Here is a 26,651-nt window from a genome sequence, read left to right as displayed (position 1 = left end):
GGAGCCACAGGGGGCCCCGGCGGTGGGGGGGGGGGGGGGGGCCCCGCTCTACCGCCCGGCCGCGCGGGCACGCCCCCCGGTCGACGATGGCCAGGTCCGGAGGGACAGGTCCATGGCGCTGTACGGCCCCACGGTCCGGGCGGGCCATGGGGCCGGAGTTCCCGAACCCCTGGGGCCGTGCGGCCCCTCTTCCGCCCAACGCCCCGAAACGGCACCGAAAGACGGCAGGACGACTGCTACACAGAAGGCCGCCGCGTTCGACGCGGCGGCCTTCGCACCCCATTCCCCCGCCCGGGAGGCTCCATGCTGTCCGCAGAATCCGCCGCCGTCGTACGTGCCACCCTGCCCGCCGTGGCCGGAGCGCTCGACGAGATCACGACGCGCTTCTACGGGGCGATGCTCCGGGACCGGCCGGAACTGCTCGATGGGATGTTCAACCGCGGCAACCAGGCCGGCGGAGACCAACGGCGCGCACTGGCCGGCTCCATAGCCGGGTTCGCGACCGCCCTGCTGGCCGACCCGGACGCCCGGCCCGACGCCCTGCTGGCCCGGATCGCGCACAAACACGCGGCCGTCGGGGTCACCGACGACCAGTACACGATCGTGCACAAGTACCTGTTCGGTGCGATGGCCGAGACCCTCGGCGACGCCGTCACGCCGGAGGTGGCGGCCGCCTGGGACGAGGTGTACTGGCTGATGGCCGGCGCCCTGATCGGCCGGGAGGCGCGCCTCTACCGGGACGCGGGCGTCGAGCCCGGCCGGACCTGGCGGCAGTGGACGGTCGTCGAACGCCGCACGGAAACCACCGACGTGGTGTCGTTCCTGCTCCGTCCGGCGGACGGTCGGCCGGCGCCGCGGGCGCGTGCGGGCCAGTACGTGAGCGTGCGGATGCTCATGCCGGACGGCATCCACCAGCTGCGTCAGTACAGCCTGTCCTCGGACCCGGAGAGGGAGCTGCGGCGCATCACCGTCAAGCGGGTCATCGGCGACCCGGCCGGCGAGGTCTCCAACCTGTTGCACAACCAGGCCCGCGAGGGGACCGAACTGACCCTCTCCGCACCCTTCGGGGACGTGTTCCTCGACGGCCCGGACGCCGACACCTCCCCGCTGGTGCTGGTCTCGGCGGGCATCGGCTGCACCCCCATGACGGGCATCCTGGCCCATCTCGAAGCGGGCGGCTCCACCCGCCCGGTGTTGGTCCTGCACGCCGACCTCTCCCCCGCCGCTCACGCCCTGCGGGCCGAGACCCGCGAGCTCGTCGGGCAACTGCCGCACGCCCGTGCGCTCTTCTGGTACGAGCGTCCCGGGGCCGAGGAACCCGACGCCCGCGAGGGTCTGATGGACCTCTCCGGAGTCGAACTCCCCGACGGCGCCACGGTGTTCCTGTGCGGCCCGCTGTCCTTCATGCGCGACGTCCGCGCCCAGCTGCTCGGCGCGGGCGTTCCGGCACGACGCATCCGGTACGAGGTCTTCGGCCCCGACCTGTGGCTGGCCGACAGTGCGGCCTGAACCACCTGCACCTTCCAGGAAAGGATCCAAGATGACGCGCGACAACTCCCAGGCCGCACCCGCGGTTCGGCTGCGTTTTGACGGCCCGGTGGACCAGGAGACCCTGACCTACGCCCGCACGAAGATCGACGCCGTTCTCGGCCGTTCCGGCCTGCCCGCCATCACCGGTGAGGTACGGATCGTGCGGGCGGCCGTCCGCCATGCCGACCGGCCCTGGCTGGCCACGGCCGATTTGCACGTCGACGGTCGGCGGGTGGTGGTCCTCGCCGAGGAGTCCACCGGCCGGGAGGTCGTGGACCTGCTCCAGGACCGGCTGCGCCGCCAGACCGACAAGGCCGCCCATGCCTGGGAAGCCGGCCACCGGACCGAGGCGCCGCCGTGGCGCGGCGGGGGTCAGCAGTCGGCGTAAGGCCTGAGCGCGAGCGGTCCGGTCGGTGGCGGCTCACCGGTCGGGCCGCTGTCCTGCGTGCCCCGCCGGAACACGGGCCCACCGGACCACAGAGGTGACCAACGGCCCACTGACCAGGCCCACGGGCGCACGAAAACGTGGGCGTCGTGGTTCCCGAACCGACAAGCGAGGACGAGGAGTTGTGTGATGGCGAAGGCGTACCTGGTGGGCAGTGGGATCGCGGCGCTCGCCGCGGCCACGTTCCTGATCCGTGACGGCGGATTCGACGGGGCGGACATCCATCTCTTCGAGGAAGAGAACACCCTCGGGGGCAGCCTGGACGCGGGCGGCAGCGTGGACGGCGGCTACAGCATGCGCGGGGGGCGGATGTTCGAGGCCGAATTCCGCTGCACGTACGACCTGTTGTCCGCGATCCCCACGCTCGACGATCCCGCGGTGTCCGTGACCGAGGAGATCCTGGCGGGGCACGAGGAGTTCGCCTGGGACGACGTGGCGCGTCTCGTCGACGGGGACGGAAAGATCGTCGACACCGCCTCCATGGGGTTCTCCGAGCGCGACCGGCTGGAACTGGTCCGGTGTCTGGCGAGCCCCGAGGGGCACCTGGACGGCAAAAGCATCACGGACTGCTTCGGCGAGCACTTCTTCACCACGAAGTTCTGGTTCATGTGGTGCACCACGTTCGCCTTCCAGCCCTGGCACAGCGCGATCGAGTTCCGCCGCTACCTGAGACGGTTCATCCATCTCTTCCCGGAGTTCGCGTCGATGTCGGGCATCCACCGCACCCGCTACAACCAGTACGACTCGATCGTGCGTCCCCTTGCGGCCTGGCTGGGCGAGCGCGGCGTCACCGTGCACACCGGGAGCCGGGTCACCGACCTCGGGTTCGCACCTGGGCACGACGCCACCACGGTCGAGACCCTCTACGTCTCGCGGGGCGGCCGCGACGAGAAGATCGCCGTGGCTCCCGAGGACCTGGTCCTGGTCACCAACGGCTCCATGACCGACGCCTCCAGCCTCGGCTCGCACACCACGGCGCCGCCCCCGCCCGGCCACCGCTCACAGGCGTGGCTGCTGTGGCAACGCATCGCCCGCGGGCGCGAGGACTTCGGCAACCCGGCGGTCTTCGACAAGCATGTCAAGGAGTCCCGCTGGGAGTCGTTCACGGTCACCGCCAAGGATCCCGTCTTCCTGGACGAGCTGGCCGAGTTCGCGGGCCGTGAGACCGGCAGGGGCGGGCTGATGACCTTCACCGACTCCAACTGGCTGCTGACGATCGTCGCCAACCGCCAGCCGGTCTACCGCGACCAGCCCGAGGGCGTCTCCGTGTGGTGGGGCTACGGGCTGTTCCCCGGCCGCGCGGGCAACCACACGCCCAAGCCGATGACGATGTGCTCCGGCCGAGAGATCCTCGAGGAGGTGCTGCACCATCTGCGCTTCGACGAGCCGCAGGCGGCCCGGGTTCTGGAGACCTCCACCGTCGTGCCCTGCCTGATGCCGTACATCACCAGCCAGTTCCTGGTCCGCCGCCGCGGGGACCGACCCCGTGTCGTGCCCGAGGGATCGGTCAACCTCGCCTTCATCGGGCAGTTCGCGGAGGTACCGGACGACGTCGTCTTCACCGTCGAGTACTCGGTGCGCACCGCGTGGACGGCGGTGGCCCGGCTCCTGAACCTCGACCGGCAGCCTCCCGCGGTCTACAAGGGGCACCACGACCCCCGTGTGCTGGCTGCGGCTCTGGAGACGATGCACCGTCGGTGACCGGTCTGCCGAGTCGGTCGGCGGGCATGGTGTGCGCGGGTGGGAGGACAGGCCGGCCTCGGCTGGGATGGGGCCGGCTTCCGTCAGCCGAGCAACCGCTTCCTCCACTGAGGGCCGACCCGCGCCCACTGCGCGTCCCACGCCGCAAGGCGCCGCCGGTCCAGCCGTCCCCGGGCGAGCCGTTCGCCCGCCAGGACCACGGCCCCGGCTCCCATGGCGGCCGCGGCACCGAACACCACCGTCTGCAGCCATGCCTCGGTCGGGCTCGCGGGTTCGAGGACCAGCCTGCCCTTGTGGTCGGTCCAGGCGGTGATCCGGGTGCCGACGGCGGTGCCGGGCTCGACCCTCGTGGTGCCGGTGTGCGTCGTACCGTCGGCGGCTGCCCAGCGCACCTTCGCCCACACCTTGTCGTCGCTGTACCCCGACGTCGAAACGGGCGGGATCCGTGGCGCGTCCTCGGTCAGCACCGCCGAGACGGAGTGCACGTCAGCGCGCCGTGCGGCGAGGTCGTCCTGCACCGCTCCTTGAGTCACCAGCGCGGCGAGCAGGCCCCCGACCAGGGCGAGGGTCCACGCCGCGAGCACGATCCACGCTTCCAGCCGGTCGCTGCGGCGCCGCAGGGGATTGCGCCGCCACCGCCAGAACCTGACCCTCTTTGCCTTCGCACGGTGTGTCCTGATCATCGGTCGACACCCCATTTGTTGTACGTGCCGACGTCCTCACTGACGTCCTCCTCTTGGAACGTCCCACGTCATGGCAGGCGGACGGGAGGGGCCGATCAGGCAGGCCCACAGGGCCGACCGGCCCGCGTCATGGTGCCTGCCCCGCGGGGTGCTTCCCGGCTGGCGTGGTGGCGGGCAGGCTCTGGTCCGGGACGACGCGGCCGTCCGCACGGAGATCGTCACCGTCGTCATCGAAGGTGAGCTGGGCATTGATCCCGCGCTCGTGGACGTACAGGTCTGGGGCGGCAGGGTCACGCTGCGCGGCTCCCTGGACGCGGCACGGTCCCGAAGCTGACGGCGGCGGTGGAGCAGATCGCGGATGTGGTCGCGCTGGCGGACCACCTCATCGCCGTATGAGCCGATCGGACGAGGCTGCGGGGTGTGGGTCTCGAGCGTGGTTTCGGTCGACCGGGCGTCACTGCGGCGAGAAGCCTCTCAGCGCGTGCGGAGCCGTGCTCGCTGGTGGCCCGCGAGCCGGGCGCCCTCGTCACGGACGCCGATGACCGTCCCTGGACCGCGAGGTCCGACAGCTTCCTCAGGACACCGGCAGGACTGCACACGCGGCTGATGGAGACTCCGCGCGGGGACCGTCTGTCGGCGCAGGCCGAACCGATGTCACGGCTGCCGGCGGGCGAACCACGGTTGGTTCAGGGCCGGTCGTCGGCGCGCGCGGGCGGGTTGACCCGCGAGTAGGCGTGAAACTGCCACCTGAGGGAGCTGGCATGGTCGATCTGCACCACTTTGGTGATGTCGAACTCGACCACTCGCAGGGCCCCGGGGTACTTCTGGGTGCGGGCGGGGTCCCAGTCGATCCGTCCCTGTCCGGTCAGCTGCAACGTGTGACCGTTCTCCCAGTCCAGGAAGAGCAGACCCGCCGCCGGGTTGAGATGCATGTTGCCGAGGGTCATATAGAACTGATTGCCGGTGTAGTCCGGCCAGACGATGGTGCGCGGGCCGGCGACCGTGACGAATCCCGGCATGCCGCCGCGGTGCGAGGAGTCGGCGCCGTGCCCGGGCGAGAGGCTCGCGATGAAGAACGTGTCGGCGCCCTCGATCCACCGCTGCTGGTCTTCACTGAGCTCTTCACCGGTCACGGCCGGTCCGGCGCCGCCGGGGACGGTCTCCTCGACGGTGCGTGTCTGAAGGTACTTCGGGCAGTTGCCCAGCACCTGCTCGGTCCGCGCGACGAGGCGGTTACCGTCGCGCCTGGCGACTCCGTTCATCCGGATCCGACGTCGTGTCTGCGGCTGGAGGGCGAGCACACCGATGTCCCGTTCGGTGTGGAAGGCCTCGCGGAGCGGATCACCGGGCGCGGGCAACGCGTCGATGACGACGGTCCGTTCGTCCACCACCTCGGCGAAACCGGTCGGCCCGTCGACGAGGGTCGACCAGATCTGGCCCTCATCGTCAGCCCCGGCGATGACGAGCATGCGCTGGTCCCGGATGAACGGGACGAACCCATGGGGGATCTCGGGGCCGAACATGGGAGAACCCCATCCGGGCCCGCCCTCGCCCGCCTGCCGCTGGATCGCCTGCTCGCCCTCGTGCTCGACGTTCCTGATGTTCATCAGTCCTCCTTTTGCGCCGGACTGATCACTTCCAGGCGCGGTCGAGAAAGTCGGCGATCAGCGGGGCGATCTCCGGCAGATGGGTTTCCAGGGCGAAGTGGCCGGTGTCGAAGAGGTGGAGTTCGGCGCCGGGCACGTCGCGGAGGTAGGCGTGGGCGCCGGGCTCGGGGAAGAAGGGGTCGTTGCTTCCCCAGGTGATGAGGGTGGGCGGGGTGTGCCGGCGCAGCCATGCGTGCCATTGGTCGTAGTGCTCGACGTTGGTGTGGTAGTCGAAGAACAGTGCCTGCTGGGCCTCCTTGCGGCCGGGCAGGTCAAGGAAGTGCTGGTCGAGCGTGTAGCCGTCCGGGGCGATGAGGTCGGGGTCGGGGACGCCGGTCTCGTACTGACTGCGGGTGCCGTCGAGGGTGAGCATGCCCTGGATGGCGTCCTCGGCGGCGGGGGTGTCGGGGGTCAGGTCGACAAGGCCGCGGGCCATGTCGGAGAGCCCCTCCTCGTAGGCGTTGCCGTTCTGCACGACCAGCCCCGCGATCCATTCCGGGTGGCGTTCGGCGATACGGAGGCCGATGGGCGCGCCGAAGTCGAAGACGTACATCACGAACCGATCGAGGCCGAGGCGCCGGACGAAGCCTTCGGTGATGTCGGTGAGCCGGTCGAAGGAGTAGGTGAAGCCGTCCGGGGCCCGGGTGTGGCCGAAGCCGGGGTAGTCCGGGGCGATCAGCCGGTAGCGCGAGCCGAGCGCGTCGATGAGGCCGCGGAACTGGTGAGAACCGGACGGGAAGCCGTGCAGGAGGAGCAGTACCGGCGCGTCGGCCCGGTCCGGGAGTGACTCCCTGTAGAAGACGCGGACGCCGTCGACATTGATGTGACGGTGGACGGTGCGGGCGACTGCGGCAAACATACTAATTCCTTTCACCTTGATTCATGCATTAGGTATACCGCCGGTCTGACTAACGTGTCAATCCAGCGATGTATCATTAGTCGCATGAGTGATCTTGTGCCGCTGACCGGAGAACCGCTGGCGCTGGACCTGGTCAACACCCGTCCGACCGCGGGCGACCTGCTCGCGACTCCGGACGACCTGCGGGCCTGGTGGACCCTTCAGGCCGACCGTCTGCCGGACGAGGTGCCCCAGGCGGTCACCGCTGCGGACCTGGCCGCCGTGCGGGCCGTACGGGAGCACACCGCCCGCGCCCTCGACGACGTCCGCCGAGGCCACGAGCCCTTGGCCGCCGTCCTGGAGGCGCTCAACCGGGCACAGCGCGCCGCGCCGGCGATCAACGAGCTGGCATGGAACGGGTCGGCGGTGGCCGCCACGCGCCGGCGTGACGGCCCACCGGGCCTGCGGCTGGCCGCCTGCCTCGCGGAGGCCGCCGCCGATCTGCTGGCAGATCCGGCGGTCACCAGGATCCGGGAATGCGAGGCGGACGACTGCGTGATGCTGTTCCTGGCCGCCCATCCGCGCCGCCGCTGGTGCTCGGCCACCCGCTGCGGCAACCGGGTGCGCGTCGCCCGCCACTATCAGCGCAACAAGGCCAGATGACCCGAACGTCCCACGCCCTCGGGTCCCCGCGGTCGCTCCTCCTCCCCCCGGCACCGGGGGGACGGCGGGCCCACCACCGTGCCGGACCGAAGACCGCCGGCCGCCTTCGGATGCCAGTCCCCCACCACGGACCAGCGGGTCCGGTCGTCGGTGTCGGCCCACGAGCTCGGCGAGTTGGACCGCGCGTCGCTGTGCGCTGGACCGCGCCGACCGCGATATACACCGCCGGGTATTCATTTGCAGGGGCTGACGGCCGGTCCGGCCCCGGCGATCGTGTCGAAAGGCGGGACGAACGGCCCTGCCCCCGGGGCCGGGCGAGGACGCAGGCTGGGAGGCGAGACGACGTAGTCGATCCCCTCGTCAGGGAGACGGGCGCCGGGCATGAACCCCGAGGCCACGGACGCAACCGACCAGACGCGGGTGCTGGTCGTGGAAGACGACCGTGGCATCGCGGAGTCCCTGGTGCGTGGACTGCGGCAGGCCGGCTATGCCGTCGAGGACGTGCGGACCGGGCGGGCTGCGCTGGCCGCGCCCTCCCCCGATGTGGTGCTGCTCGATCTGGGGCTGCCGGACATCGACGGGGTCGAGGTGTGCCGCCGGCTGCGGGCCCGGTCCACTGCGGCGATCATCGCGGTGACCGCCCGGGGTGAGGAGGCGGACCGGGTGGTCGCCCTGGACGAGGGCGCCGACGACTATCTGGTCAAGCCGTTCGGGCTGGCCGAACTGCTGGCGCGGATACGGGCGGTGCTGCGCCGTCGGCGCCCGGCGCGGCCGGAGATCCTGCGGCACGGGCCGCTGGCCCTCGACCTGCGCACCCGGCAGGTCTCCGTCGACGGCCGCGCGGTGGCTCTGACGCCGAAGGAGTTCTCCCTTCTGGAGTGCCTGGCCGCCGATCCGGGCCGGGTGGTGAGCCGGCGGCAGATCCTGGAGCGGGCGTGGGACGCCCATTGGTACGGGCCCACGAAGGTGCTCGACGTGCATGTCGCGGCGCTGCGCCGCAAGCTGGGCGTGCCGGGCCTGATCGAGACGGTGTACGGGCACGGCTTCCGGCTCGGAGTGGTCCAGGAGCCGCAGGAGCAGCCGTGACCCGCCGGATCGCCTGGACGCTGCTGGCCCTGACCTCCGTGCTGCTGGTGCTGGCGGTCGTACCGCTGGCGGTGTCGATGACGGCGCGCGAGCGCGTCTCCTACCGCGACAACCAGCGGGCGGCCACCCGCGTGATCGCCGCGGCCGCCGAGGAGCATCTCTCGGACCACAAGCCGGCCACCGCCATGCGCAAGGAACTCGGCAGTGCGGCCCGGGCCGGGGACTGCGCTGCGGTGTACGACGCCTCCGCGCGCCTGGTGGCCGGCACGCCCTGTACGGCGGCGCAGGGCGAGGAGGCGGCGGAGCTGGTGGGGAAGGTGCTGGCCGGGCACGAGCCGGAACCGCCGGAGAACGAGGGCCGGCTGCTGGCCGCGGAACCCGCCGGTGAGGTGCGACGGCCCGCCGGAGCCGTCGTGCTGGCCCGCTCCGCGGGCCCGCTGGACGCCCGCATCGCCGCGATCTGGGGCTGGTCCGCGGCGATCGGCGCCGCGGGCCTGGCCGCGTCCGTGCTGTTGTCCGTCCGCCTCGCCCGCTGGGTGGGCCGTCCCCTCTCGACGCTGGACGCCAGCGCCCGGCGACTGGGCGAGGGCATCCTCGACGAACGGACCGACATCGGCGGCGGACCGCCGGAAGTGCGCCGGCTGGCCGCCACCTTCAACACCATGGCGGCCCGCACGGAAGCCCTGGTGCACGGCCACCGGGCCGTGATCGCCGATGTGTCCCACCAACTGCGCACTCCGCTGGCCGCGTTGCGGCTGCGGCTCGACGTCCTCGCCGCCGGCGCCGAAGAAGGCACCGCGACGGAACTGGCCGCCGCCCAGGAGGAGATCGCCCGGCTGTCCCGGCTGGTCGACGGACTGCTGGAGGTCGCGCGCGCCGAACAGGCGACACCCCGCCCGACCGCGGTGCGCGTCGACGAGGTGGTGGCAGAGCGGGTGGCCGCCTGGTCGCCCGTGGCGGAGGAGCGCGGGGTGGGGCTCAGCACCGTGTCCGCAGGACCCGCGGTGACCGTCGCGCTGGGCGCGGGCCACCTGGAACAGATCCTCGACAACCTGATCGCCGACGCGGTGGAGGCCGTGCCAGCCGGCGGGAGCATCACCCTCGACGGCCGCGAGGCGGGCGGGCGGGCCCGGGTGCGCGTGCGGGACGACGGGCCGGGGATGACGGCCGAGGCGAAGGCGGTCGCATTCCACCGGTTCGGGAACCCGGAGGCCAGGGGCAGCGGCCTGGGGCTGGCCATCGTCCACCGCCTGGTCACCGCCAACGGCGGTACCGCGCGCCTGGAGGACACGCCGGGCGGCGGGCTGACCGTCGTACTGGATCTGCCGCTGGGGCCGGAGCGCGGGCACGAGCGGGGGATCGCGTCGAGATCCTTACCGGTGGACCGGACGGCGGATCGGAACCGGTAGATCTTTACGGGTTCTGAAGAAGACGCGAACCAGTTCCCGAGTGCCATCAGCACAGCCTGGAGAAGCACGCACCCGACGCGGACCGCCGATTCACCAGGAGCGCTGCCATGGCACCCTCGCCCGACGACTTCCACAGGAGCCCCGCCCCGGCCGGTTCCCCGCACGCGCGCGATCAAGGCCTACGGCGCAGTCGCCGCATCACCCGGTGGATCGCCGTCACCGCCGTGGCCGGCGCCGCGGCCCTGGGCAGCCTCTACACCCATTTGCTGCCGGGCAGTTCGGCCTCCCCCGCACCGCCGGGCCCACCCGCGCAGCACTCCACCGCTTCCACCGCCACCACGGCAAGAGGGGACGACCAGCAGGGCGAGGACGACGACGAGGGCACGGCCCCGGTCACGCAGCCGGCACCGCAGCCCCCCGCCCGGCCGCCGGCGGCCTCCCAGGGACAGCCGCACACCACGACGGGGGCGTCATGACCACGCGCGCCCCGGCACCGGCCCAGACGGTCTTCCCTGCCCTGGGCACCACGGCGGCACTGCTCGTGACCGACCCCGGCGCGCTGCCCGCCGCGACGGCGGTCCTGCGCGCCGAGCTGGCCACCGTCGACCTCACGTGCAGCCGCTTCCGGCCCGACTCCGAACTCACCCGCGTCAACCTGGGCGCGGGCACCTCCATGACCGTCAGCGCATACTTCGCCGAAGCACTCAAGATCGCCCTGCGTGCCGCCCGGTTCACCGACGGCGCCGTGGACCCGACCGTGGGCAGGGCGGTGAGCGCGCTCGGCTACGACCGCACCTTCGCCTCCGTGCGTCCCGACGACACCCGTCCGCTGCCCGTGTCACGCCCCGCGCCGGGCTGGCAGCGGATCGTCTTCGACCCGCACACGCGCCGACTGCGACTGCCCCCGCACACCCGCCTGGACCTGGGCGCCACCGCGAAGGCCCTCGCCGCGGACCGCGCCGCCCGCACAGCCGCTGCCACCACCGGCAGCGGGGTCCTCGTCAGCCTCGGCGGCGACCTGGCGACGGCCGGGCCGGCACCGGACGGTGGCTGGCGGATCGCGCTCGCCGACGACCACGCACGACCCATCACGGAGCCGGGTCCCACCGTTGCCATGACGGGCGGAGCGCTGGCGACCTCCGGCATCCGGGTGCGCACCTGGCGGCGCGACGGGCGCACCCTGCACCACATCGTCGACCCGGGCACCGGTGAGCCCGCCACACCCGTCTGGCGCACCGTCGCCGTCGCGGCCGCCACCTGCGTGGACGCCAACACCGCCAGTACGGCCGCGGTCGTGCTCGGCGACCGGGCCCTGGACTGGCTGCGCGGCACCGCCCTGCCCGTGCGGCTGGTCGGCCTCGACGGCGAGGTCGTACGCCTCGCGGGCTGGCCGCCCGATTCCCCCGTTCCCGCCCAGGGAGGCAGGCCATGACGACGCCGGCTCTGACCGGCAGCCCCCTGTGGTACGCCAGCCGCGCGAGCGGCACCCTCTCCCTGATCCTGCTCACCGCCACCCTGGTGCTGGGGATCGCCTCCGGCGGGCGCTCCGCACCGCGCCGGACCGGCCGGTTCGAGATCGGCCTGCTGCACCGCAACCTGTCCCTGCTCACCCTGGTGTTCCTGGCCGTGCACGTGGTGACCGCGGTACTCGATCCGTTCGTGCACCTGGGATGGGCGGTTTCCGTGGTGCCGTTCGGGGCGTCCTACCGTCCGCTCTGGCTCGGGCTGGGCACGGCCGCGCTCGATCTGCTGCTGGCGGTGCTGGTCACCAGCGCGCTGAGGCTGCGGCTGGGAGTGCGGCGCTGGAAGGCGGTGCACTGGCTGGCGTACGCGGCATGGCCGTTCGCGCTCTTCCACGGGGTGGGCACCGGCACCGACACCCGGCTTCCACTCCAGCTGTGGCTGTACGCCGGGTCTCTGGCCTCGGTGGTCGGTGCCGTGTGGTGGCGCCTGGCGAAGGCCGGGCCCGGGCGGGTCGCCGGGCGTCTGGTGGCCGCCGTGACTGCGACCGCCGTACCGGTGGTGCTGGCGGAGTTCCTCGCGGCGGGGCCGCTGCAGCCCGGCTGGGCCCAGCGTGCCGCCGCGACGACGATCCTGCTCGGAGGTGGACGATGAACCGCTCGGTCCCGGCGTCCTTCACGCCCGAGCACCCCTGGGCCGGGCCGGTCGATCCCGCCGCGGCCCGTCTGCTCGCCGGGTGGCACTCCACCGGGCGACCGGCCACACTCACCGATCACCTGGGACGCTACGGCCCGCCTCCCGCAAGCCGTACGCCGATGTCCCTGGTGGAGGCCGTCGAGGCGGCGGGACTCACCGGACGCGGCGGCGCCGGGTTTCCCACCGCCCGGAAACTGCGTGCCGTCGCGGAGCGCCGTGGCCGCTCGGTGGTCGTCGTCAACGCCATGGAGAGCGAACCCGCCAGCCGCAAGGACCAGTTCCTGCTCGCCGTCGCGCCCCATCTTGTCCTTGACGGTGCCGTCCTGGCCGCCGCCGCGGTCGGCGCCGACACCGTCCACGTGTGCCTGCCCCGCGACCGCACGGCCCAGTACAGGCAGCTCGGGGCGGCTCTGGCCGAGCGTCGGCACGCCCGCCTCGACCGGGTGCGGGTACGCCTGCACGCCCTTCCGCACGCCTACGTCTCCAGCGAGTCGACCTCGCTGGTGAGCTGGCTCAACGGGGGTCCGGCCCGTCCTCAGGGCAGCCCGCGCACCCATGAACGCGGCGTCGCCCGGCGCCCCACGCTCGTGCACAACGCAGAAACCCTTGCCCACCTGGCTCTCATCGCCCGACACGGCCCCCGCTGGTTCCGGCAGGCCGGCGCGCCGGACGAGCCCGGCACCACGCTCGTCACCGTTTCCGGCGCCGTCGCCGCCTCGGCTGTACTCGAGGTCGCGCTCGGCACCCCCCTCGCCACGGTTCTCGACCGGGCCGGAGGTCCGGCGGAGCCCGTACAGGCGGTCCTGCTGGGGGGCTTCGCCGGCACCTGGCTCCCGGCGGAGCATCTGCACACGCCCCTCACCCGCCGTGATCTGGCCCCGCTGGGTGCCGCGCCCGGTGCGGGCGTGCTCGTCGCGCTCGCCCATTCGGCCTGCGGGCTGAGCGAGACGGCGCGGATGCTCGCCTATCTGGCCGCTCACGGCGCCCGCCAGTGCGGCCCCTGCCATTTCGGCCTGCCCGCCGTGGCCGAGGACTTCGCCGCCCTGGCGGCGGGACGGGCCGATGCGGATCTGTGGTCCCGTCTGCACCGCCGGACCTCTCTGCTGCCGGACCGGGGCGCCTGCCGCCACCCGGACGGCGCCGCCCGTCTCGCGGCCTCCGCACTGCACACCTTCGCCGAGGACGTCGAGCGGCACCTCACCCACCACGTCTGCGAAGCAGCCCGTCGGCCGCCCCGGACACCCGTACCGCCTGCCACACCCCCGGAGGGATGGCGATGACCCGCACCCGGAGCCTGCGCATCGACCGCATCGCCTGCACGGGCCAGGGCCTGTGCGCGGAACTGCTGCCCGAGCTGATCCACCTCGACGAATGGGGCTACCCCGTGATCAAGGACCGGGCTGTCCCGGCACGGCTGCACACCCACGCCCGCCGGGCCGTCGGCGCCTGCCCCCGACTGGCCCTCCTCGTCGAGGGCGCCGAGCCGTGACAGGCCCGCGACCACCGCCGGTCGGATGTCCAGAAGAGCCAGGCGGCGAGGCGGTCGGTCAGCACGCCGACAGGGATCCGGCCCGGTGAACCGACCACGACCGGCACCGCCACCAGCAGAGACTGCTGGAAGAATGTCGGGGCCAAGCAGTCCTTGAGCCGGGGGCCGAGTGGGCTCAGCCGCGCCCATGCCCAGAAGTTGACGGCCAAGCCCGTGGTGGCGAGCGCCGGCATCAACCACGCCCGCCGGGTGACGGCCGCGTGTCATCGGGGCCAGGGGTTTTCGTCAGGGAAGTGCGGATGGGGCAGACGGCCCTGTCGGGTTTGTGCTCGCGGCGGCGCTCAGGGCGCCAGATGGATCCCGTAAAGGCTGCGGCCGCCCACGAGTTCGCGGCCGGTGATCAGTTCGGGTTCGATGCGGACGAAGACCTCCTCGGGCGAGGGCGCCCAGGAGCGTGGGCCGGTCCGGGCCAGGCGCTCGTGCTCGTCGGGGTCGCGTACCACGGTGGCCGCCCCGGTGACGACGACGCTCCAGCCGGAGTGTGCCACCGCGTCGACCTCGTCGGCCTCGAAGGCGACCACCGTGCCGTCGACGGCGCGGGCCAGTTCGGAGGCCGCCGAGGTGCACAGCAGCACCGCGCCGTCACTGTCGAGGGAGAAGTTGACGGGCAGCACCGCGGGCAGGGCCTGCCTGGTGTGGACGATGCGGCCGACGGGCACCTTCGCCAGGAGACGCAGGCACTCCTGCCGTTCGAGTTCGCGGAAACCGTCGTTGGGATACATGAGCCAGCCCGTCTCTCACCTGGATGCGACGCTGGAGCGTCCGGTCCATCGTCCGTCGGGTCGCGGCGGTGGGTGAGGGTCCATCGGCCCCTGCCCGGCCGCAGAACGTCCCGCGTCACACCGTGATGCGTCGCCCGGTGATGGCGAGGGGATCGATGCGCACCCACTGGTCGCGGTGGCCACCGGCCCAGGGCTCGCTGCGGGCGCCCTCGATGAGCCGGCGCACCTCGTCGGGGTCGGTCACGGTCCGGGCATGGCCCCGTACCAGCACGCTCCAGCCCCTGCTGAACGCGTCGTCGATGCGGTCGACCTCGAAGGCGACCTGGCAGCCGGATGCCTGCGACGGTGTGCTGCCGGGTTCGGTGCGGAAGACGATCGCGCCCTCGACGACGCTGTAGTTCACGGGCACGACGACGGGCCCGGAGACCGTGGGCACCGCGATCCGTCCCACGCCATGGGTGGAGAGCAGAGCCCGGCACTCCGGGACGCTCAACGCGGTGAAGTCGGGACTGCGGGAGGCCTGCTCCAGGCCGCTCGGCAGGTCGGTGTCGCCGCCGGTGAGGTCCCGCACAGTGGTCTCGAGGACCTGGGACAGCCGGAGCAGGACGCCCGGCCCCGGTGCGGCGCCGGAGTACTCCTCGAGGTACTGGAGGTAGCCCGGCGCCATCCCGGCGCGGGTGGCCGCCTCCCTCCGGCTCAGTCCGAGTTCCGCGCGCCGTGCGGCGAGACGACGTCCGAGATCGCCCAGCGCATGTTCCTCGACCGTCCGAGACGGTGCCTTGTCAGCCATGGCCCCTCACTCCCTCTCGCCCTGCCGGACCGCACCCGATGCCTGGATTGACCCGTAGATCCAGCATGTCCGGCTCCGGTGGGGCGGACTTGGGCCGGTCGGCCCTCACTGCCAGGCCGGACGGGACCGCTTCCCTTCTGTGCTCCCGTATGGCTCTCATGCTCCGGCGGACCGTCGGGCGGGAAATGGCCATCAGTCCCGCCCCTGCCCGAGAGCAACGCTCGATCCGCTGCGCGCGAAGGCATGGAGCCGCCCGATCCCCGTCAGACGTGCGCAAAGGGCCGACCGGCCCTACCGCCCTACCTGACATCCCGCTTTGCTCTGTCTATGGCCGAAATCCGCACCGGGTCGGCGCCCTGCCACACGGAACGCGTCATCGGGGGCACGACGGTGGTGGAGATGCGCGGCGAGATCGACATGCTCACGGCGACGCCGCTTTCGGCACGCCTCGACACACTGACCGCGGGCCCGCGCCCCCACCTGGTGCTCGACCTGCGCCCCGTGACCTTCATCGACGGCAGCGGCCTGAGGCTGCTGTGCCGCGCAAGGAACCGGGTGCTGGCCCGGCAGGGCCGGCTCCGGCTGGTGGCCGACAGCGGTCGCCTCCTGCGTATCCTGCGGCCCGCCCTGCTGGCCGACGTCTTCGAGATCCTTCCCGACCTGCACACGGACCACTTCGATGCTCCCGAGGAGGGCACAGTCTCCGCTGTGACGGGCTGAGCCCATCGGCTTGTGGCGGAGTCCTGGCTTGCAGCGGCTCTCGCCCGGCACGACGATCGGAGAGCGGGTGTTTCGCCGCTCCATTACCACTGAGGCACGTGATGGGTCCCACATCACACACCGGTGAAGGCGGTCGTCCGGATCCCCCCGTGGGGGCGCTGACCCCCACCGGTGACCCGGTGCTTGTCGCACGGTTCAGCGTGCCGGTGGTCCCGAAGACGTTCGTGCGCAGGCCCCGGCTCACCGAGCAGCTGGATGCTGGGGTCAAGGGGCCGCTGACCCTGGTCGACGGGCCTGCCGGCGCGGGCAAGACCCTGCTGGTCGCCGACTGGGCCACGGGGGGCCTGCCGGGGCCCACCGCCTGGCTGACGGTGGAGCCCGAGGACAGCGGTCCCGGTGTCTTTTGGACCTATGTGCTGCAGGCCTTCCGGCACCATGGGATCGCCGTGCCCGACCGGATCGGCAGCCCGGCCCGCCCCGGAAAGGTGGACCACTCGCTGCTGACCCGCCTCGCGGCCTGGCTGGACGGGCGGGACGTGCCGGTGATCCTCGTCCTGGACGACTTCGACGGGACGTCCGGGTCCGCCGAGGTGGCCGATGAGCTGCAGTTCGTCCTCCGCCACGCGGGCGAGGGCCTGCGACTGGTGATCATCTGCCGTGCGGAGCCGCTGCTGCCCCTGCACCGCTATCGGGCCGCCGGTGAACTCGTCGACATCCGCAGCGCCGACCTGGCGTTCCGTTCCGAGGAGACGGCGGCCCTGGTGGATCGCCACGGACTGCCGCTGTCGGCGGAGATGGCGCGTGCGCTGACCAAGCGCACGGGCGGCTGGGCGGCCGGACTACGGCTGTCCGCCCTGGCGGCCGAGCACACCGATGACCCGGAAGGCTTCCTGACGGACTTCGAGGCCGGTCAGAGCACCCTCGCGGACTTCCTGCTGGCCGAAGTACTCCGCACCCACCCGGCGGAGACCCAGGACCTGCTGCTGCGCACCAGCATCGTCGAGGAGACCCATCCGGATCTGGCCAATGCCCTCACCGGTCGGAACGACGCGGAACCCATTCTGGCGGAGCTGCAGCGCGCGAACGCGTTCATCGAGCCCATCGGGCATTCCTGGTACCGGCTGCACCCGCTGTTCGCCGAGATCCTGCGGGCCCATCTGCGCGTCCGCCACCCCGGCCTCGAGCCGGAGCTGCACCGGGTGGCTGCCAAGTGGCTGAGCGGCGCGGGCCTGCTGAGCGAGGCCCTGCCGCATGCGGCGGACGCGGGCGACTGGGATCTGGCCGCCGCCGAGCTCATCGACGATCTGGCGATCGGCCGGATGCTCACCGGCCTGGACGCCGAGCGCCTGGACGGTCTCTTCGCCCCCATGACCCCGGACGCCTCCGGGCCCGCGACCGATCTGGTGCGTGCGGCACGCGAACTGACCCGCCACGACGTGGAGCGTGGCGTCGCCTACCTGCATCATGCGCAGGAGAAGCTGCCCGACGACCCGCGCGAGGCAGCGGCCGCACAATTCAGCTGTGCCGTGTTGCGAGTCCTCGCCGCTCGGGTGGCGGGCTCGGCGGACATGGCCGAGACGGCGGCAGAGACGGCGGCGGAAGCCGCGCGTGCGCTGCCCGCCGAGCGGTTGGAGCAGCGCCCGGAGCTGACGGCCCTCATGCTCACCGACCTCGGATCGGCCCAGCTGTGGGCCGGCCGCTTCGATGCCGCTCGTTCGACGCTGTCCGCCGCCGTCCAGGCCGCCGAGGGGCCGTCGACGGCCTTGCCCCGGCATGAATCCCTCGGCCGACTGGCACTGATCGACTATCTGCACGGCTGGCCGGGGCAGGCCGAGTCGCATGCCAGGGCGGCGATCTCCGAGGCCGACCACTCCGGTCTGCCGGCGTCCGCGCGAACGGGGGTGGCCCAGCTCGTACTCGCCGCCGTCGCCATCGACCGGGGCGAGCTCGTGGCGGCGCACGACCACCTCGAGCAGGCCCACGCCTCGACCGCCGCGTCCCGCGATCCCATCGTGGCCGTCGAACTGGCCCTGCTGGGTTCCCGTCTGCGGCTTGCGACGGGAGATCCGCAGGGGGCGCTGCAAGAACTCGACGCGATGGCGGAGAAGCCGCTGACCTCTGCGAACCCTTCTCCGTGGGTGAAGGACCGGATCGCGATGGCCCGGGCCGCCGTACGGCTGGCCGAGGACGACGCCCGGGCCGCGGTGCGGGTCTTCGAGGACGAGCCACCGCAGACCCCGGAGGGCCTGGTGGCCGAGGCCCGGGCGTACCTGGCTGCCGGTGCGGGCCGGCGGGCACTGGGCATCCTCGACGCGCTCGCCGACGACCCCGGTCGTGGACCGGGGATCATGGCCTGGGCTCTGGTGGCTCGGGCACAGGCCCTCGATGCGCTGGGCGATGCCGCCACCGCGGAGAACCTGGTGCTGCGTGCCCTCGCGGTCTCGCGCCCTCATCAGCTGAGGCGTCCCTTCCGGGAAGCCGGGCCGTGGCTGGCGCGGCTGCTGAGCCGCCGGCCCGCGCTCACGCAGGGACATGACTGGCTGGCCACCGCGCCGGAGGGGCGCTCCCCCGCCCCGCACACGAAGCAGCCATCCGTGATCCCGTCCCGGGAGCCCCTCAGCGAGCGGGAGCGGGACGTGCTGGGGCGGGTGGCGCAGCTGATGTCCACCGGCGAGATCGCTGACGATCTTCATGTGTCGGTCAACACGGTCAAGACGCACCTGAAGAACATCCACCGCAAGCTGGCTGTGGCCCGGCGCGGCGAGGCGGTCCGCCGGGCCCGGGAGCTGGGCCTGCTGTGAGGCCCGTTCACCTGCCCGGGGTGATGTCCCCCGCCTCCTGCCGCCGCAGCATGAAGACACAGAGACACGAAGGACCGGACGAGGTCGAGAGAAGCCTGCTCATGCGCTATGAGATCCGCGTCGACGGGCAGATGTCGGACACGCTGGCTGCGGCGTTCCCCGAGTTGGACAGCTTCGTCGCGTCCCGCCAGACCGTGTTGTTCGGCGAGGTCACCGACGAGGCCCATCTGTACGGCCTGTTGGCGCGGTTCCAGTCGCTCGGTCTGCACGTCGTGGAGATGCGCCGGCTCCCGACGTGAGACTCCCGGCGTGAGAAACAAGACCCCGTACGTACAGCTGGGCCGGCCCCTCTCCAAGGAGAGGGGCCGGCCCTGTCGGCCGTCACCTGCCCAGCAGCCGCGACTTGTTGGCGGCGAACTCCGCCTCCGTCAGCACTCCTTGGCCGCGCAGCTCTGTCAACCGCGTCAGCTCGTCGCTCATGCCGGGGCTCCGCTCTTCCTCGGACTCGGTACCGTGCGTGGTCAGTGCGACGTGAGGATCTTCGCCTTGGCCTGCGCGTACTCGGTGTCGGTGATGTCGCCGTGGTCGTGCAGCCCGGCGAGCCTGGCCAGTTCGTCCGTACTGGTCCGCCCGGCCATGGGGGTCTCGGCGGCGGCCTCTTGGACGTAGGAGCGGAATGCCTGCTCCTGCCTCTGCATCTGGCGCCGGTCGCGTTCGCCCATGCCGCGCCCGCGAGCGATCAGGTAGACGAAGACACCCAGGTACGGCAGCACGCAGACGGTGAGCGTCCAGCCCGCCTTGCCCCACCCGCTCATGCGGTCGTCCCGGAAGATGTCCCCGATGACACGGAAGAGCAGGACGAACCACAAGACCCACAGGAAGAACCAGAGCATGGTCATGAACGCGTCGAGCAGGGGGTAGCCCGAGCTTGCCAGGGTGTAGTCCACGGTTGCCTCCAGTGTCGGGCCGCCGTGCTGCCGCGGCGGTCAGAGGGTCTTGTCTGCTCCACGCTGCGCCCGCCGACCTGCGGACACATCACCCGGCGCGGGTGGGGGGTGCGGCCGCCGCCCGTGGCAGCGCGCCCACTTGCGCCCGCCGCCGCAGGGGCAGGGGGCGTTGTGGGGTCGCCGTGCGTCGGCGGCCGCGTACTGCCGCATGATCAGGGCGGGCGGCAGGTTCTGGTGCAGGAGCGCGGCCATGGTGCGCATCGGCACGTCGACGTGGTGAAAGAACTCCTTGAAGCCGGGGCACAGATGGTTGAGGCCCGGCTCGCCGTCCGGCGTCACGTCGAAGCGGTCCTTGGGGCAGCCGCCGTGACAGGCGAACCGTACGTCGCACTCGCGGCAGAAGCGCGGCAGGCCGTCCCGTTTGTGCTGCCCGAACTCCTGCTGCTCGGGCGAGTCCACCAGCTCCAGCAGGTGCCGCTGCCCGATGTTGCCCAGCAGGTACCGCGGTTCGACGAAGTGGTCGCAGGAGTAGACGTCCCCGTTGTGCTCCAGGGCGAGCGCGCGGCCGCAGGTCTCGGAGTGCACGCACAACGAGGGTGGAGCGCCGTACCAGTTGGCCAGGGCCACGTCGAACATCTGGACGTAGACGGTGCCGACGTCGCGTCGCACCCAGTCCTCGAAGACATCGACGAGGAAGCGGCCGTACTGCTCCCCGGTGATCGAACGCCGGGTGACCTGCTCGCCCTCCTGCCGGTACAGCGGCCGGTCCTTGGCCCGGGCGCCCCAGCCGGCGTCGGCGGCCGGCAGGTGCTGCGCGGTGGTGCGCTCCACGATCGGGATGAACTGGAGGTGCCGGGCGCCGCAGTCGTCGCGCAGGAAGGCGTACACCTCGCGGCCGTGGCCGGCGTTGGCGTCGTGCAGCGTGGTGAGCACGTTCCAGTCCACGCCTGCCGCACGCAGATGGTCCAGTCCTCGCATGACCCGGTCGAAGGTCGGCTTGCCGCCCTTGTCGACGCGGTAGGCGTCGTGCATCGCGCGCGGCCCGTCGACGGACAGCCCGACGAGGAAGTCGTTGTCGCGGAAGAACCGCGCCCATTCGGCGTCGATCAACGTGCCGTTGGTCTGGATGGTGTTGACGATGCGTTGTCCCGGGCGGGCGTTGAGGCGTTCGTACTCCAGGGAGCGGCGGAAGAAATCGAGTCCCATGAGCGTGGGTTCGCCGCCCTGCCAGGCCACCGTGACCTCCGGTGCCGGACCGTGCGCCTCGATCAGCTGACGGATGTACTCCTGCAGCAGTTCGTCGGCCATCCGGAACCTGCTGCCCTCGTACAGCAATTCCTTGGAGAGGAAGAAGCAGTACGTGCAGTCCAGGTTGCAGATCGCTCCGGTGGGCTTGGCCAGCAGGTGGAAGGGGCTGCGCGGGGCCACGGCATCGGGACGCCGGACGGTGGGGGCGGGCAGCCATACGGTGCTCATGGCTCCGAGCGTGGCCGCGCGGTCGGGTCGAGGGGTCACCCGTGGCGGGTGACGCCGTGATCGGCCGCTTGGGCCCCGCATCGGCGTACCCAGCCACTTGGGCGCTTACGGCCTCCCGCCGCACACGGTTCTTGATCGCGGTCGGGGCCACAGGCCGGCCAGCGCGTATCGGATGATGCTGCCGCTCGATCCCCAGTCGCCGGAATCACCCAGGTCGAAGCCGAGGCGACGGAGAGATGGCCGCGCCTGCCATCGTGGCGAGCGCGGCCCCGGCGGGGAAACCGGCCGACACCCGGGACGGCTCGGGGCCCGGTGACGAAGATGATCGCCGACATGATCCGGGGCCGACAATAATCGTCACGGCCAGGGGCAGGACGTCACCTGGTCTACGGCGGTGCCGACGTCCAGGGTGACCGTGCCGTCGCCGACACCCACGGCGCCGCCGCCCTGCCCGGTCAGGGCGTGCACCACGGCACTGTGGGCCGTTCGGGTGGCCTTCACGTGGCGATCTTCATGACCGCGCTGTCGGTGGCGGATTCGACCTGAGGTCCGAGCCCTCGTACGGCGTCGGTGGCCCGCGACGGCAGCCCCGGTGGCCGTCGGGGAGACCGTCGACGCTGCCGCTGCACAGGCGGCCCGGCGCACGTCGGGCAGGCCCGAGCGGGTGACGATGCCGGCCGGTGGAGCCGATCACCGCGGTGGCATGTCCGGAGCGGGCAGGGCGCGTCGGCCGGCCGCGCGCAACGTCGGCGCCACGGTGCACTTCGCAGCTCCGAGCAGCACGAGCCACGGGCCCAGCAGACGGGCGAGCGCGACGGCCGGCTCGGCCGGGTGGCCCGGTATACGACGATGCCGGGGACGACACCGAAGGTCCCCGCGGCGAAGGTTAGGCCGTGGTGGGCCCGGCCCCGGTCCGCGATCGCGATGTACACCGTCACCGGCCCCGACAGCAGCGGGTGGCGCAGGCACACCACCCCGCCGGCACGGAACCGCAGGCCAACAGGATCCGCATCAGCCGGCTGCCGTCCCGCTACGAACGGGAGACCCTGGACCAAGGGCGCCAGGGGCCGGCCGAGCGCCCACCGCGTCCCCGATGGCCGCCACGATTCACCTGCGCCGTCGGGTGTCGGACGGCCGCCGGGCCCGTGATCACCCGCGCCGGGTGAGGGCGCCTCACATCCGCTGATCGGTGACGTCGTCGCGCCGCACGACGCACAGCCCCCAGATGATGAACGCGTACATCGCGATCAGCGTCAGCGACCACATCGGGTAGTAGGGGACGGACAGGAAGTTGGCGATGATCAGCAGCGAGGCTATGGCCACACCCCCGACCCTGGCCCAGGTGGCCGCGGTGAACAGGCCGAGGCTCACGATCACCCCGACCACCCCGAGGGCCAGGTGGATCCAGCCCCAGCTGGTCAGGTCGAACTTGAAGACGTAGTTCGGGGTGTTGACGAAGACGTCGTCATTGGCGATCGCCATGATGCCGCGGAAGATGTCGAGGACACCGGCGATCATCAGCAACACCGCGGCGAACACGGTAAGGCCGGAAGCGGCGGCCATTGTGCCCGCCGAATGGCGACGAGGAGTAACGGTGCTGGCCATGGCCGGCCTCCATTCCTCACGGGGGCTGCTGCGCGCAGCCGTTCACCATCGAGCCTCCCCGAGACCCGCCGCGCCGTGATCACCCGGAGAGGGTGAGGTCGCGCCGGTCACCCACCTGCTGTGCTGGGAGGGCACTCCCACCAGCCGGGAGGAGGCTGACATGGCTGCTGAGTTCCGGGGGAGGATCGCGCAGGACATCCGCGACTCGGTGCCCGACTGGGAGCCGTACCGACAGCCGCAGGTACCGGACGGCGCGCCCAACGTCCTCTACATCGTCTGGGACGATGTGGGCTTCGGAACCTTCGACTTCTTCGGCGGCCTGGTCAGGGCCCCGGCGATGCGCCGTATCGCGGACGCCGGTGTGCGCTTCACGAACTTCCACACCACCGCCCTGTGCTCGCCCACCCGGTCGTGCCTGATGACCGGCCGGAACGCCACCAGCAACGGCATGGCCTGCGTCACCGAGGTCACCAACGGGTTCCCCAACAGCAACGGGCGCATCCCGATGGAGAACGCCAACATCGCCGAGGTGCTGGTGGAGCGCGGCTGGAACACCTACTGCGTCGGCAAATGGCATCTGTGCCCGTCGGAAGAGGCGAACATGGCCTCCTCCAAGCGCCACTGGCCGCTCTCCCGCGGCTTCGAGAGGTTCTACGGCTTCCTCGGCGGCGAGAGCGACCAGTACTACCCGGACCTGGTGTACGACAACCACCCGCACGAGGTGCAGCAGACCCCGGACCAGGGCTACCACCTGTCGAAGGACCTGGCCGACCGGGCGATCGAGTTCATCCGCGACGCCAAGGTCATCGCCCCGGACAAGCCGTGGTTCACCTACCTGTGCCCCGGCGCCGGACACGCCCCGCACCACGTCCCGCGCGAGTGGGCCGACCAGTACCGGGGCGTCTTCGACGACGGCTACGAGGTCTACCGCGAGCTGGCCCTGCGGCGTGAGATCGAGCTGGGGGTCATGCCCGAGGGGACCGAGCTCACCCCGATCAATCCGCACGGCGAGCCGTATGCGCTCGGGCCCGGCGGGGCGCCGTGGCCGGCGGGCGAGTTCGTCCGCCCCTGGCAGACCCTGACCGAGGACGAGCGGCGCCTGTTCGCCCGCATGGCGGAGGTCTTCGCCGGGTTCGTCTCCTACACCGACGCCCAACTCGGCTGTGTCCTGGACTACTTGGCGGAGTCGGGGCAGCTCGACAACACCATCACGGTGGTGGTGTCCGACAACGGAGCAAGCGGCGAGGGCGGACCGAACGGCTCCCTGAACGAGAACAACTTCTTCAACGGCGTGCCCGACGACATGGCGGACAACCTCCGCCACCTGGAGGACCTGGGCAGCCCCAAGACCTACAACCACTACCCGACGGGGTGGGCCTGGGCCTTCGACACTCCCTTCAAGTACTGGAAACGGTGGGCCTCCTACGAGGGCGGCGTCGCGGACCCGATGTTCCTGTCCTGGCCGGCCGGCATCGGGGCCGCGGGCGGCATACGGCACCAGTACACGCATGCCATCGACATCGTGCCGACCCTGTACGACCTGCTCGGTGTCGACCCGCCCGAGACGGTCAAGGGCTACCGGCAGACCCCGCTGCAGGGCGCGAGTCTGCGCGGCGTCCTGGAGGACCCCGAGGCACCCGACCCCCGGGACACGCAGTTCTACGTCATGCTGGGCACCCGCGGCATCTGGCACGACGGCTGGCACGCGTCGGCGCTGCATCCGCCGGCGCCGTCCGGCTGGAGCGGCTTCGACGACGACACCTGGGAGCTGTACCACCTGCGGGAGGACCGCGCCGAGGCCCGCGACCTGGCGGCCGAGCACCCGCAGAAGCTGGAGGAACTCAAGCGGCTGTGGGCGCGGGAGGCCGAACGCCTGGGCGGGCTGCCGCTGGACGACCGGACGGCGATCGAGATCTTCAGCACGCCACGGCCCCAGCTCTCCGAGCCCCGCGACCAGTACGTGTACTACCCCGACTGCGCCGACGTGCCCGAGTCGGTGGCGGTCAACATCCGCGGCCGGTCCTACGCCCTCGCCGCCGACGTCCGCCTCGACACCCCGGAGGCCCGCGGTGTGCTGTTCGCGCACGGCGGCCGGTTCGGCGGACACAGCCTCTACCTCCTCGACGGACGGCTGCACTACGTCTACAACTGGCTGGGCCGGATGGAGCAGAAGGTCGCCTCGCCCGGCCGGGTGCCCGTCGGCGACCACATCCTGTCGGCCGACTTCCGCGCCGACGACCGCAAGGACAACGGCCTCACGGTCGGGACCCTGACCCTGCGCGTCGACGACCGTGAGGTCGGAGCAATCCGGATCAGGACCCAGCCCGGCATGTTCGCCTGCGACGGCGAGGGCCTGTGCGTGGGCCGCGACAGCGGCCAGGCCGTCTCCGCCGACTACGACCCGCCCTTCCACTTCCTGGGCGGCACGATCCGCCGTGTGCTGGTCGACGTCAGCGGTCAGCCCTTCGCCGATCTGGAGAAGGAGGCCGCCGGCGCCTTCATGCGCGACTGACGGGGGGAACGCAACGGCAGCCGGAGGGAGGTCGGCGCGATGAGCAGCGGCGCCTGGACCGTGGTGGCCGTGGCGGGCGTCATCGGCGCGTATGCCCTCGGATCGCGTCGGCTGTCGACCACGCCCGTCTCGTCGGCGATCGTGTTCACGGGAAGCGGCATCCTCATCGGCCCCGCCGTCCTCGACATCGTCGGCGTCGAACACGACTCCGCGGCCCTGACGGTCCTGCTGGAAGCCGCACTGACCCTGGTGCTGTTCACCGACGCCATGACCGTACGGCGACGCGACCTGGCCACGGGCGGCTTCCTGCCCGGCCGGCTGCTGGGCATCGGGCTGCCGCTGAGCATCGCGGCCGGCTGGCTGCTGGCCTGGCCGCTGCTGCCGGGGCTGACCGCTTGGGAGCTGGCCCTGGTGGGTGCGATCCTCGCCCCCACCGACGCCGCTCTGGGCAAGAGCGCCATGTCCGATCCGCGGGTGCCGGCGCTCGTTCGCGAGGGTCTCAATGTCGAGAGCGGCCTCAACGACGGCATGGTGCTGCCGTTCTTCGTCGTCTTCCTCGCGGCCATCCCCGGCACGTCCTACGCGCACGAGGGCGTGGCGGGGACCTTCTGGCGGGCCCTGCTGCTCAGCAGCGCCCTGGGCCTGCTGGTCGGCGGCTGCGGCGGGTGGCTGCTGCAGGCCGCCCGCGCCCGAGGGTGGGTCACCATGGAGTGGCGACAGGTCCATGTCCTCGCCGTTGCCGCAGCCTCGTACGAACTGGCCGTGATCACCGACGGCAGCGGCTTCATCGCGGCCTGGGTCGCCGGGTTCGCCTTCGGATACGCCCTTCGGCGCTTCCCCGCCCCCTCCGACAGCGAGCCGGAGAGCGAGGACCGCACATCCGAGTTCGCCGAGGACCTCGGAGGGCTGCTGGCGTCCGTCAGCCTGATGCTCTTCGGTGCGGTGCTGCTGGGACCCGCACTGCAGCAGCTGACGTGGAAGATCGTGCTGTACGCCGTGCTCAGCCTGACCGTCGTGAGGATGCTCCCCGTGGCGCTCTCGTTGATCGGCAGCGGGCTGCGTCCGCCGACGGTCGCATACATCGGATGGTTCGGGCCACGGGGGCTCGCCTCGGTCGTGCTGGCCCTGCTCGTGGTGGAGGAACACGTGCCGGGAACGGAAACGATGGGCCGGGTGTTCGCCGTGACCGTTGGACTCAGCGTCCTGCTGCACGGCGTCTCGTCCGTGGCACTGGCCGAGCGGTACGGCGCCTGGTACCGGCGGACGAGCGCCGGGCGGCAGCTGCGTGAGGGCGGCGCGGTGCCGCAGAGCCCTGCTCTGTCTGCCGGACAATCTTCTACGCGGTCCGGACCCGCTTCTACGCGGTGAGGT

The 26,651-nt window shown here is 71.9% G+C and carries 26 protein-coding genes and 2 pseudogenes; 17 read left to right on the top strand and 11 right to left on the bottom strand.

The features are described 5' to 3' along the window. The first annotated feature begins 303 nt into the window (after positions 1-303). The 3 genes and pseudogenes from ABT254_RS05670 to ABT254_RS05660 all read left to right on the top strand — a co-directional run. Complete coding sequence (locus ABT254_RS05670; RefSeq protein ID WP_351463939.1) at positions 304-1,509, top strand: globin domain-containing protein; 1,206 nt, start codon at positions 304-306, stop codon at positions 1,507-1,509. Between the two features lie 31 nt (positions 1,510-1,540). Continuing rightward, complete coding sequence (locus ABT254_RS05665; protein ID WP_351463936.1) at positions 1,541-1,918, top strand: hypothetical protein; 378 nt, start codon at positions 1,541-1,543, stop codon at positions 1,916-1,918. 171 nt (positions 1,919-2,089) lie between these two features. Beyond that, positions 2,090-3,676 (top strand): annotated as a pseudogene (locus ABT254_RS05660) (oleate hydratase); the annotation flags it as partial. Positions 3,677-3,759: 83 nt separating this feature from the next. Here the strand turns inward: ABT254_RS05660 and ABT254_RS05655 are convergent. Beyond that, complete coding sequence (locus tag ABT254_RS05655; RefSeq protein WP_351463933.1) at positions 3,760-4,359, bottom strand: Rv1733c family protein; 600 nt, start codon at positions 4,357-4,359, stop codon at positions 3,760-3,762. A 70-nt stretch (positions 4,360-4,429) separates the two neighbouring features. On the opposite strand from ABT254_RS05655, the gene ABT254_RS05650 reads away from it, so the two are divergent. Next, a complete protein-coding gene (locus ABT254_RS05650; RefSeq protein ID WP_351463930.1) occupies positions 4,430-4,693 on the top strand; it encodes a hypothetical protein in 264 nt (87 codons plus the stop codon). A gap of 352 nt (positions 4,694-5,045) precedes the next feature. Here ABT254_RS05650 and ABT254_RS05645 read toward each other — a convergent pair whose 3' ends face one another. Next, the gene (locus tag ABT254_RS05645) at positions 5,046-5,966 is read right to left on the bottom strand and encodes a pyridoxamine 5'-phosphate oxidase family protein (RefSeq protein WP_351463927.1); all 921 of its coding nucleotides are present in this window, start codon (positions 5,964-5,966) and stop codon (positions 5,046-5,048) included. A 25-nt stretch (positions 5,967-5,991) separates the two neighbouring features. Beyond that, a complete protein-coding gene (locus tag ABT254_RS05640; protein WP_351463924.1) occupies positions 5,992-6,864 on the bottom strand; it encodes an alpha/beta fold hydrolase in 873 nt (290 codons plus the stop codon). An 84-nt stretch (positions 6,865-6,948) separates the two neighbouring features. Here ABT254_RS05640 and ABT254_RS05635 point away from each other — a divergent pair, with 84 nt between their 5' ends. The 8 genes from ABT254_RS05635 to ABT254_RS05600 all read left to right on the top strand — a co-directional run bounded on the left by ABT254_RS05635 (position 6,949) and on the right by ABT254_RS05600 (position 13,647). Further along, positions 6,949-7,506: a CGNR zinc finger domain-containing protein gene (locus tag ABT254_RS05635; protein WP_351463922.1), complete on the top strand. Its 558-nt coding sequence runs from the start codon at positions 6,949-6,951 to the stop codon at positions 7,504-7,506. A gap of 381 nt (positions 7,507-7,887) precedes the next feature. Continuing rightward, the gene (locus ABT254_RS05630; protein ID WP_351463919.1) at positions 7,888-8,592 is read left to right on the top strand and encodes a response regulator transcription factor; all 705 of its coding nucleotides are present in this window, start codon (positions 7,888-7,890) and stop codon (positions 8,590-8,592) included. Then, positions 8,589-10,001, top strand: a complete 1,413-nt coding sequence (locus tag ABT254_RS05625) for a sensor histidine kinase (protein WP_351463916.1) — start codon at positions 8,589-8,591, stop codon at positions 9,999-10,001. Before ABT254_RS05630 ends, ABT254_RS05625 begins: the two co-directional genes overlap by 4 nt. A 107-nt stretch (positions 10,002-10,108) precedes the next feature. Beyond that, on the top strand, positions 10,109-10,477 hold the full coding sequence (locus tag ABT254_RS05620) for a hypothetical protein (RefSeq protein WP_351463913.1): 369 nt from the start codon (positions 10,109-10,111) through the stop codon (positions 10,475-10,477). Continuing rightward, positions 10,474-11,433, top strand: a complete 960-nt coding sequence (locus ABT254_RS05615; protein WP_351463910.1) for an FAD:protein FMN transferase — start codon at positions 10,474-10,476, stop codon at positions 11,431-11,433. Before ABT254_RS05620 ends, ABT254_RS05615 begins: the two co-directional genes overlap by 4 nt. Continuing rightward, entirely contained in the window at positions 11,430-12,116 is a 687-nt protein-coding gene (locus ABT254_RS05610) for a ferric reductase-like transmembrane domain-containing protein (protein WP_351463908.1), read from the top strand. Before ABT254_RS05615 ends, ABT254_RS05610 begins: the two co-directional genes overlap by 4 nt. Then, positions 12,113-13,438 carry an NADH-ubiquinone oxidoreductase-F iron-sulfur binding region domain-containing protein gene (locus ABT254_RS05605; RefSeq protein ID WP_351463905.1) on the top strand — a complete coding sequence of 442 codons (1,326 nt, stop codon included), beginning with the start codon at positions 12,113-12,115 and terminating at the stop codon, positions 13,436-13,438. The genes ABT254_RS05610 and ABT254_RS05605 overlap by 4 nt, the downstream gene beginning before the upstream one ends. After that, positions 13,435-13,647 carry a ferredoxin gene (locus ABT254_RS05600; protein ID WP_351463902.1) on the top strand — a complete coding sequence of 71 codons (213 nt, stop codon included), beginning with the start codon at positions 13,435-13,437 and terminating at the stop codon, positions 13,645-13,647. The genes ABT254_RS05605 and ABT254_RS05600 overlap by 4 nt, the downstream gene beginning before the upstream one ends. A 50-nt stretch (positions 13,648-13,697) precedes the next feature. Here the strand turns inward: ABT254_RS05600 and ABT254_RS05595 are convergent. The 3 genes and pseudogenes from ABT254_RS05595 to ABT254_RS05585 all read right to left on the bottom strand — a co-directional run. Continuing rightward, positions 13,698-13,880 (bottom strand): annotated as a pseudogene (locus ABT254_RS05595) (MFS transporter); the annotation flags it as partial. 108 nt (positions 13,881-13,988) lie between these two features. Then, positions 13,989-14,429 carry a pyridoxamine 5'-phosphate oxidase family protein gene (locus ABT254_RS05590; RefSeq protein WP_351463899.1) on the bottom strand — a complete coding sequence of 147 codons (441 nt, stop codon included), beginning with the start codon at positions 14,427-14,429 and terminating at the stop codon, positions 13,989-13,991. 115 nt (positions 14,430-14,544) lie between these two features. Beyond that, a complete protein-coding gene (locus ABT254_RS05585; protein WP_351463896.1) occupies positions 14,545-15,219 on the bottom strand; it encodes a pyridoxamine 5'-phosphate oxidase family protein in 675 nt (224 codons plus the stop codon). Between the two features lie 327 nt (positions 15,220-15,546). Here ABT254_RS05585 and ABT254_RS05580 point away from each other — a divergent pair, with 327 nt between their 5' ends. From ABT254_RS05580 to ABT254_RS05570, 3 genes are all read left to right on the top strand, one after another. Beyond that, complete coding sequence (locus tag ABT254_RS05580; RefSeq protein WP_351463893.1) at positions 15,547-15,939, top strand: STAS domain-containing protein; 393 nt, start codon at positions 15,547-15,549, stop codon at positions 15,937-15,939. Positions 15,940-16,088: 149 nt separating this feature from the next. After that, on the top strand, positions 16,089-18,740 hold the full coding sequence (locus ABT254_RS05575) for a winged helix-turn-helix domain-containing protein (RefSeq protein ID WP_351463890.1): 2,652 nt from the start codon (positions 16,089-16,091) through the stop codon (positions 18,738-18,740). Between the two features lie 101 nt (positions 18,741-18,841). Continuing rightward, on the top strand, positions 18,842-19,039 hold the full coding sequence (locus ABT254_RS05570; RefSeq protein WP_351464086.1) for a DUF8691 family protein: 198 nt from the start codon (positions 18,842-18,844) through the stop codon (positions 19,037-19,039). An 82-nt stretch (positions 19,040-19,121) separates the two neighbouring features. Here the strand turns inward: ABT254_RS05570 and ABT254_RS05565 are convergent, their stop codons facing one another. The 5 genes from ABT254_RS05565 to ABT254_RS05545 all read right to left on the bottom strand — a co-directional run bounded on the left by ABT254_RS05565 (position 19,122) and on the right by ABT254_RS05545 (position 22,768). Beyond that, positions 19,122-19,220, bottom strand: coding sequence for an SHOCT domain-containing protein (locus ABT254_RS05565; RefSeq protein WP_351463887.1), 99 nt, complete (start codon positions 19,218-19,220; stop codon positions 19,122-19,124). 41 nt (positions 19,221-19,261) lie between these two features. Beyond that, positions 19,262-19,639 (bottom strand): SHOCT domain-containing protein, encoded by a 378-nt coding sequence (locus tag ABT254_RS05560; RefSeq protein ID WP_351464083.1) that lies wholly within the window; start codon positions 19,637-19,639, stop codon positions 19,262-19,264. A gap of 87 nt (positions 19,640-19,726) precedes the next feature. Beyond that, a complete protein-coding gene (locus tag ABT254_RS05555; RefSeq protein WP_351463884.1) occupies positions 19,727-21,163 on the bottom strand; it encodes an anaerobic sulfatase maturase in 1,437 nt (478 codons plus the stop codon). Positions 21,164-21,520: 357 nt separating this feature from the next. Then, complete coding sequence (locus ABT254_RS05550; protein ID WP_351463882.1) at positions 21,521-21,664, bottom strand: hypothetical protein; 144 nt, start codon at positions 21,662-21,664, stop codon at positions 21,521-21,523. 672 nt (positions 21,665-22,336) lie between these two features. Further along, complete coding sequence (locus ABT254_RS05545) at positions 22,337-22,768, bottom strand: DUF7144 family membrane protein (RefSeq protein WP_351463879.1); 432 nt, start codon at positions 22,766-22,768, stop codon at positions 22,337-22,339. 160 nt (positions 22,769-22,928) lie between these two features. On the opposite strand from ABT254_RS05545, the gene ABT254_RS05540 reads away from it, so the two are divergent. Next, a complete protein-coding gene (locus tag ABT254_RS05540) occupies positions 22,929-25,280 on the top strand; it encodes a sulfatase-like hydrolase/transferase (protein WP_351463876.1) in 2,352 nt (783 codons plus the stop codon). A gap of 39 nt (positions 25,281-25,319) precedes the next feature. Then, a complete protein-coding gene (locus ABT254_RS05535; RefSeq protein WP_351463873.1) occupies positions 25,320-26,648 on the top strand; it encodes a cation:proton antiporter in 1,329 nt (442 codons plus the stop codon). Positions 26,649-26,651 lie beyond the last annotated feature (3 nt).

Source organism: Streptomyces sp. NPDC001137, assembly GCF_040298885.1.
GTDB lineage: Bacteria > Actinomycetota > Actinomycetes > Streptomycetales > Streptomycetaceae > Streptomyces.
This window is presented reverse-complemented; position numbering and strand designations above follow the sequence as displayed.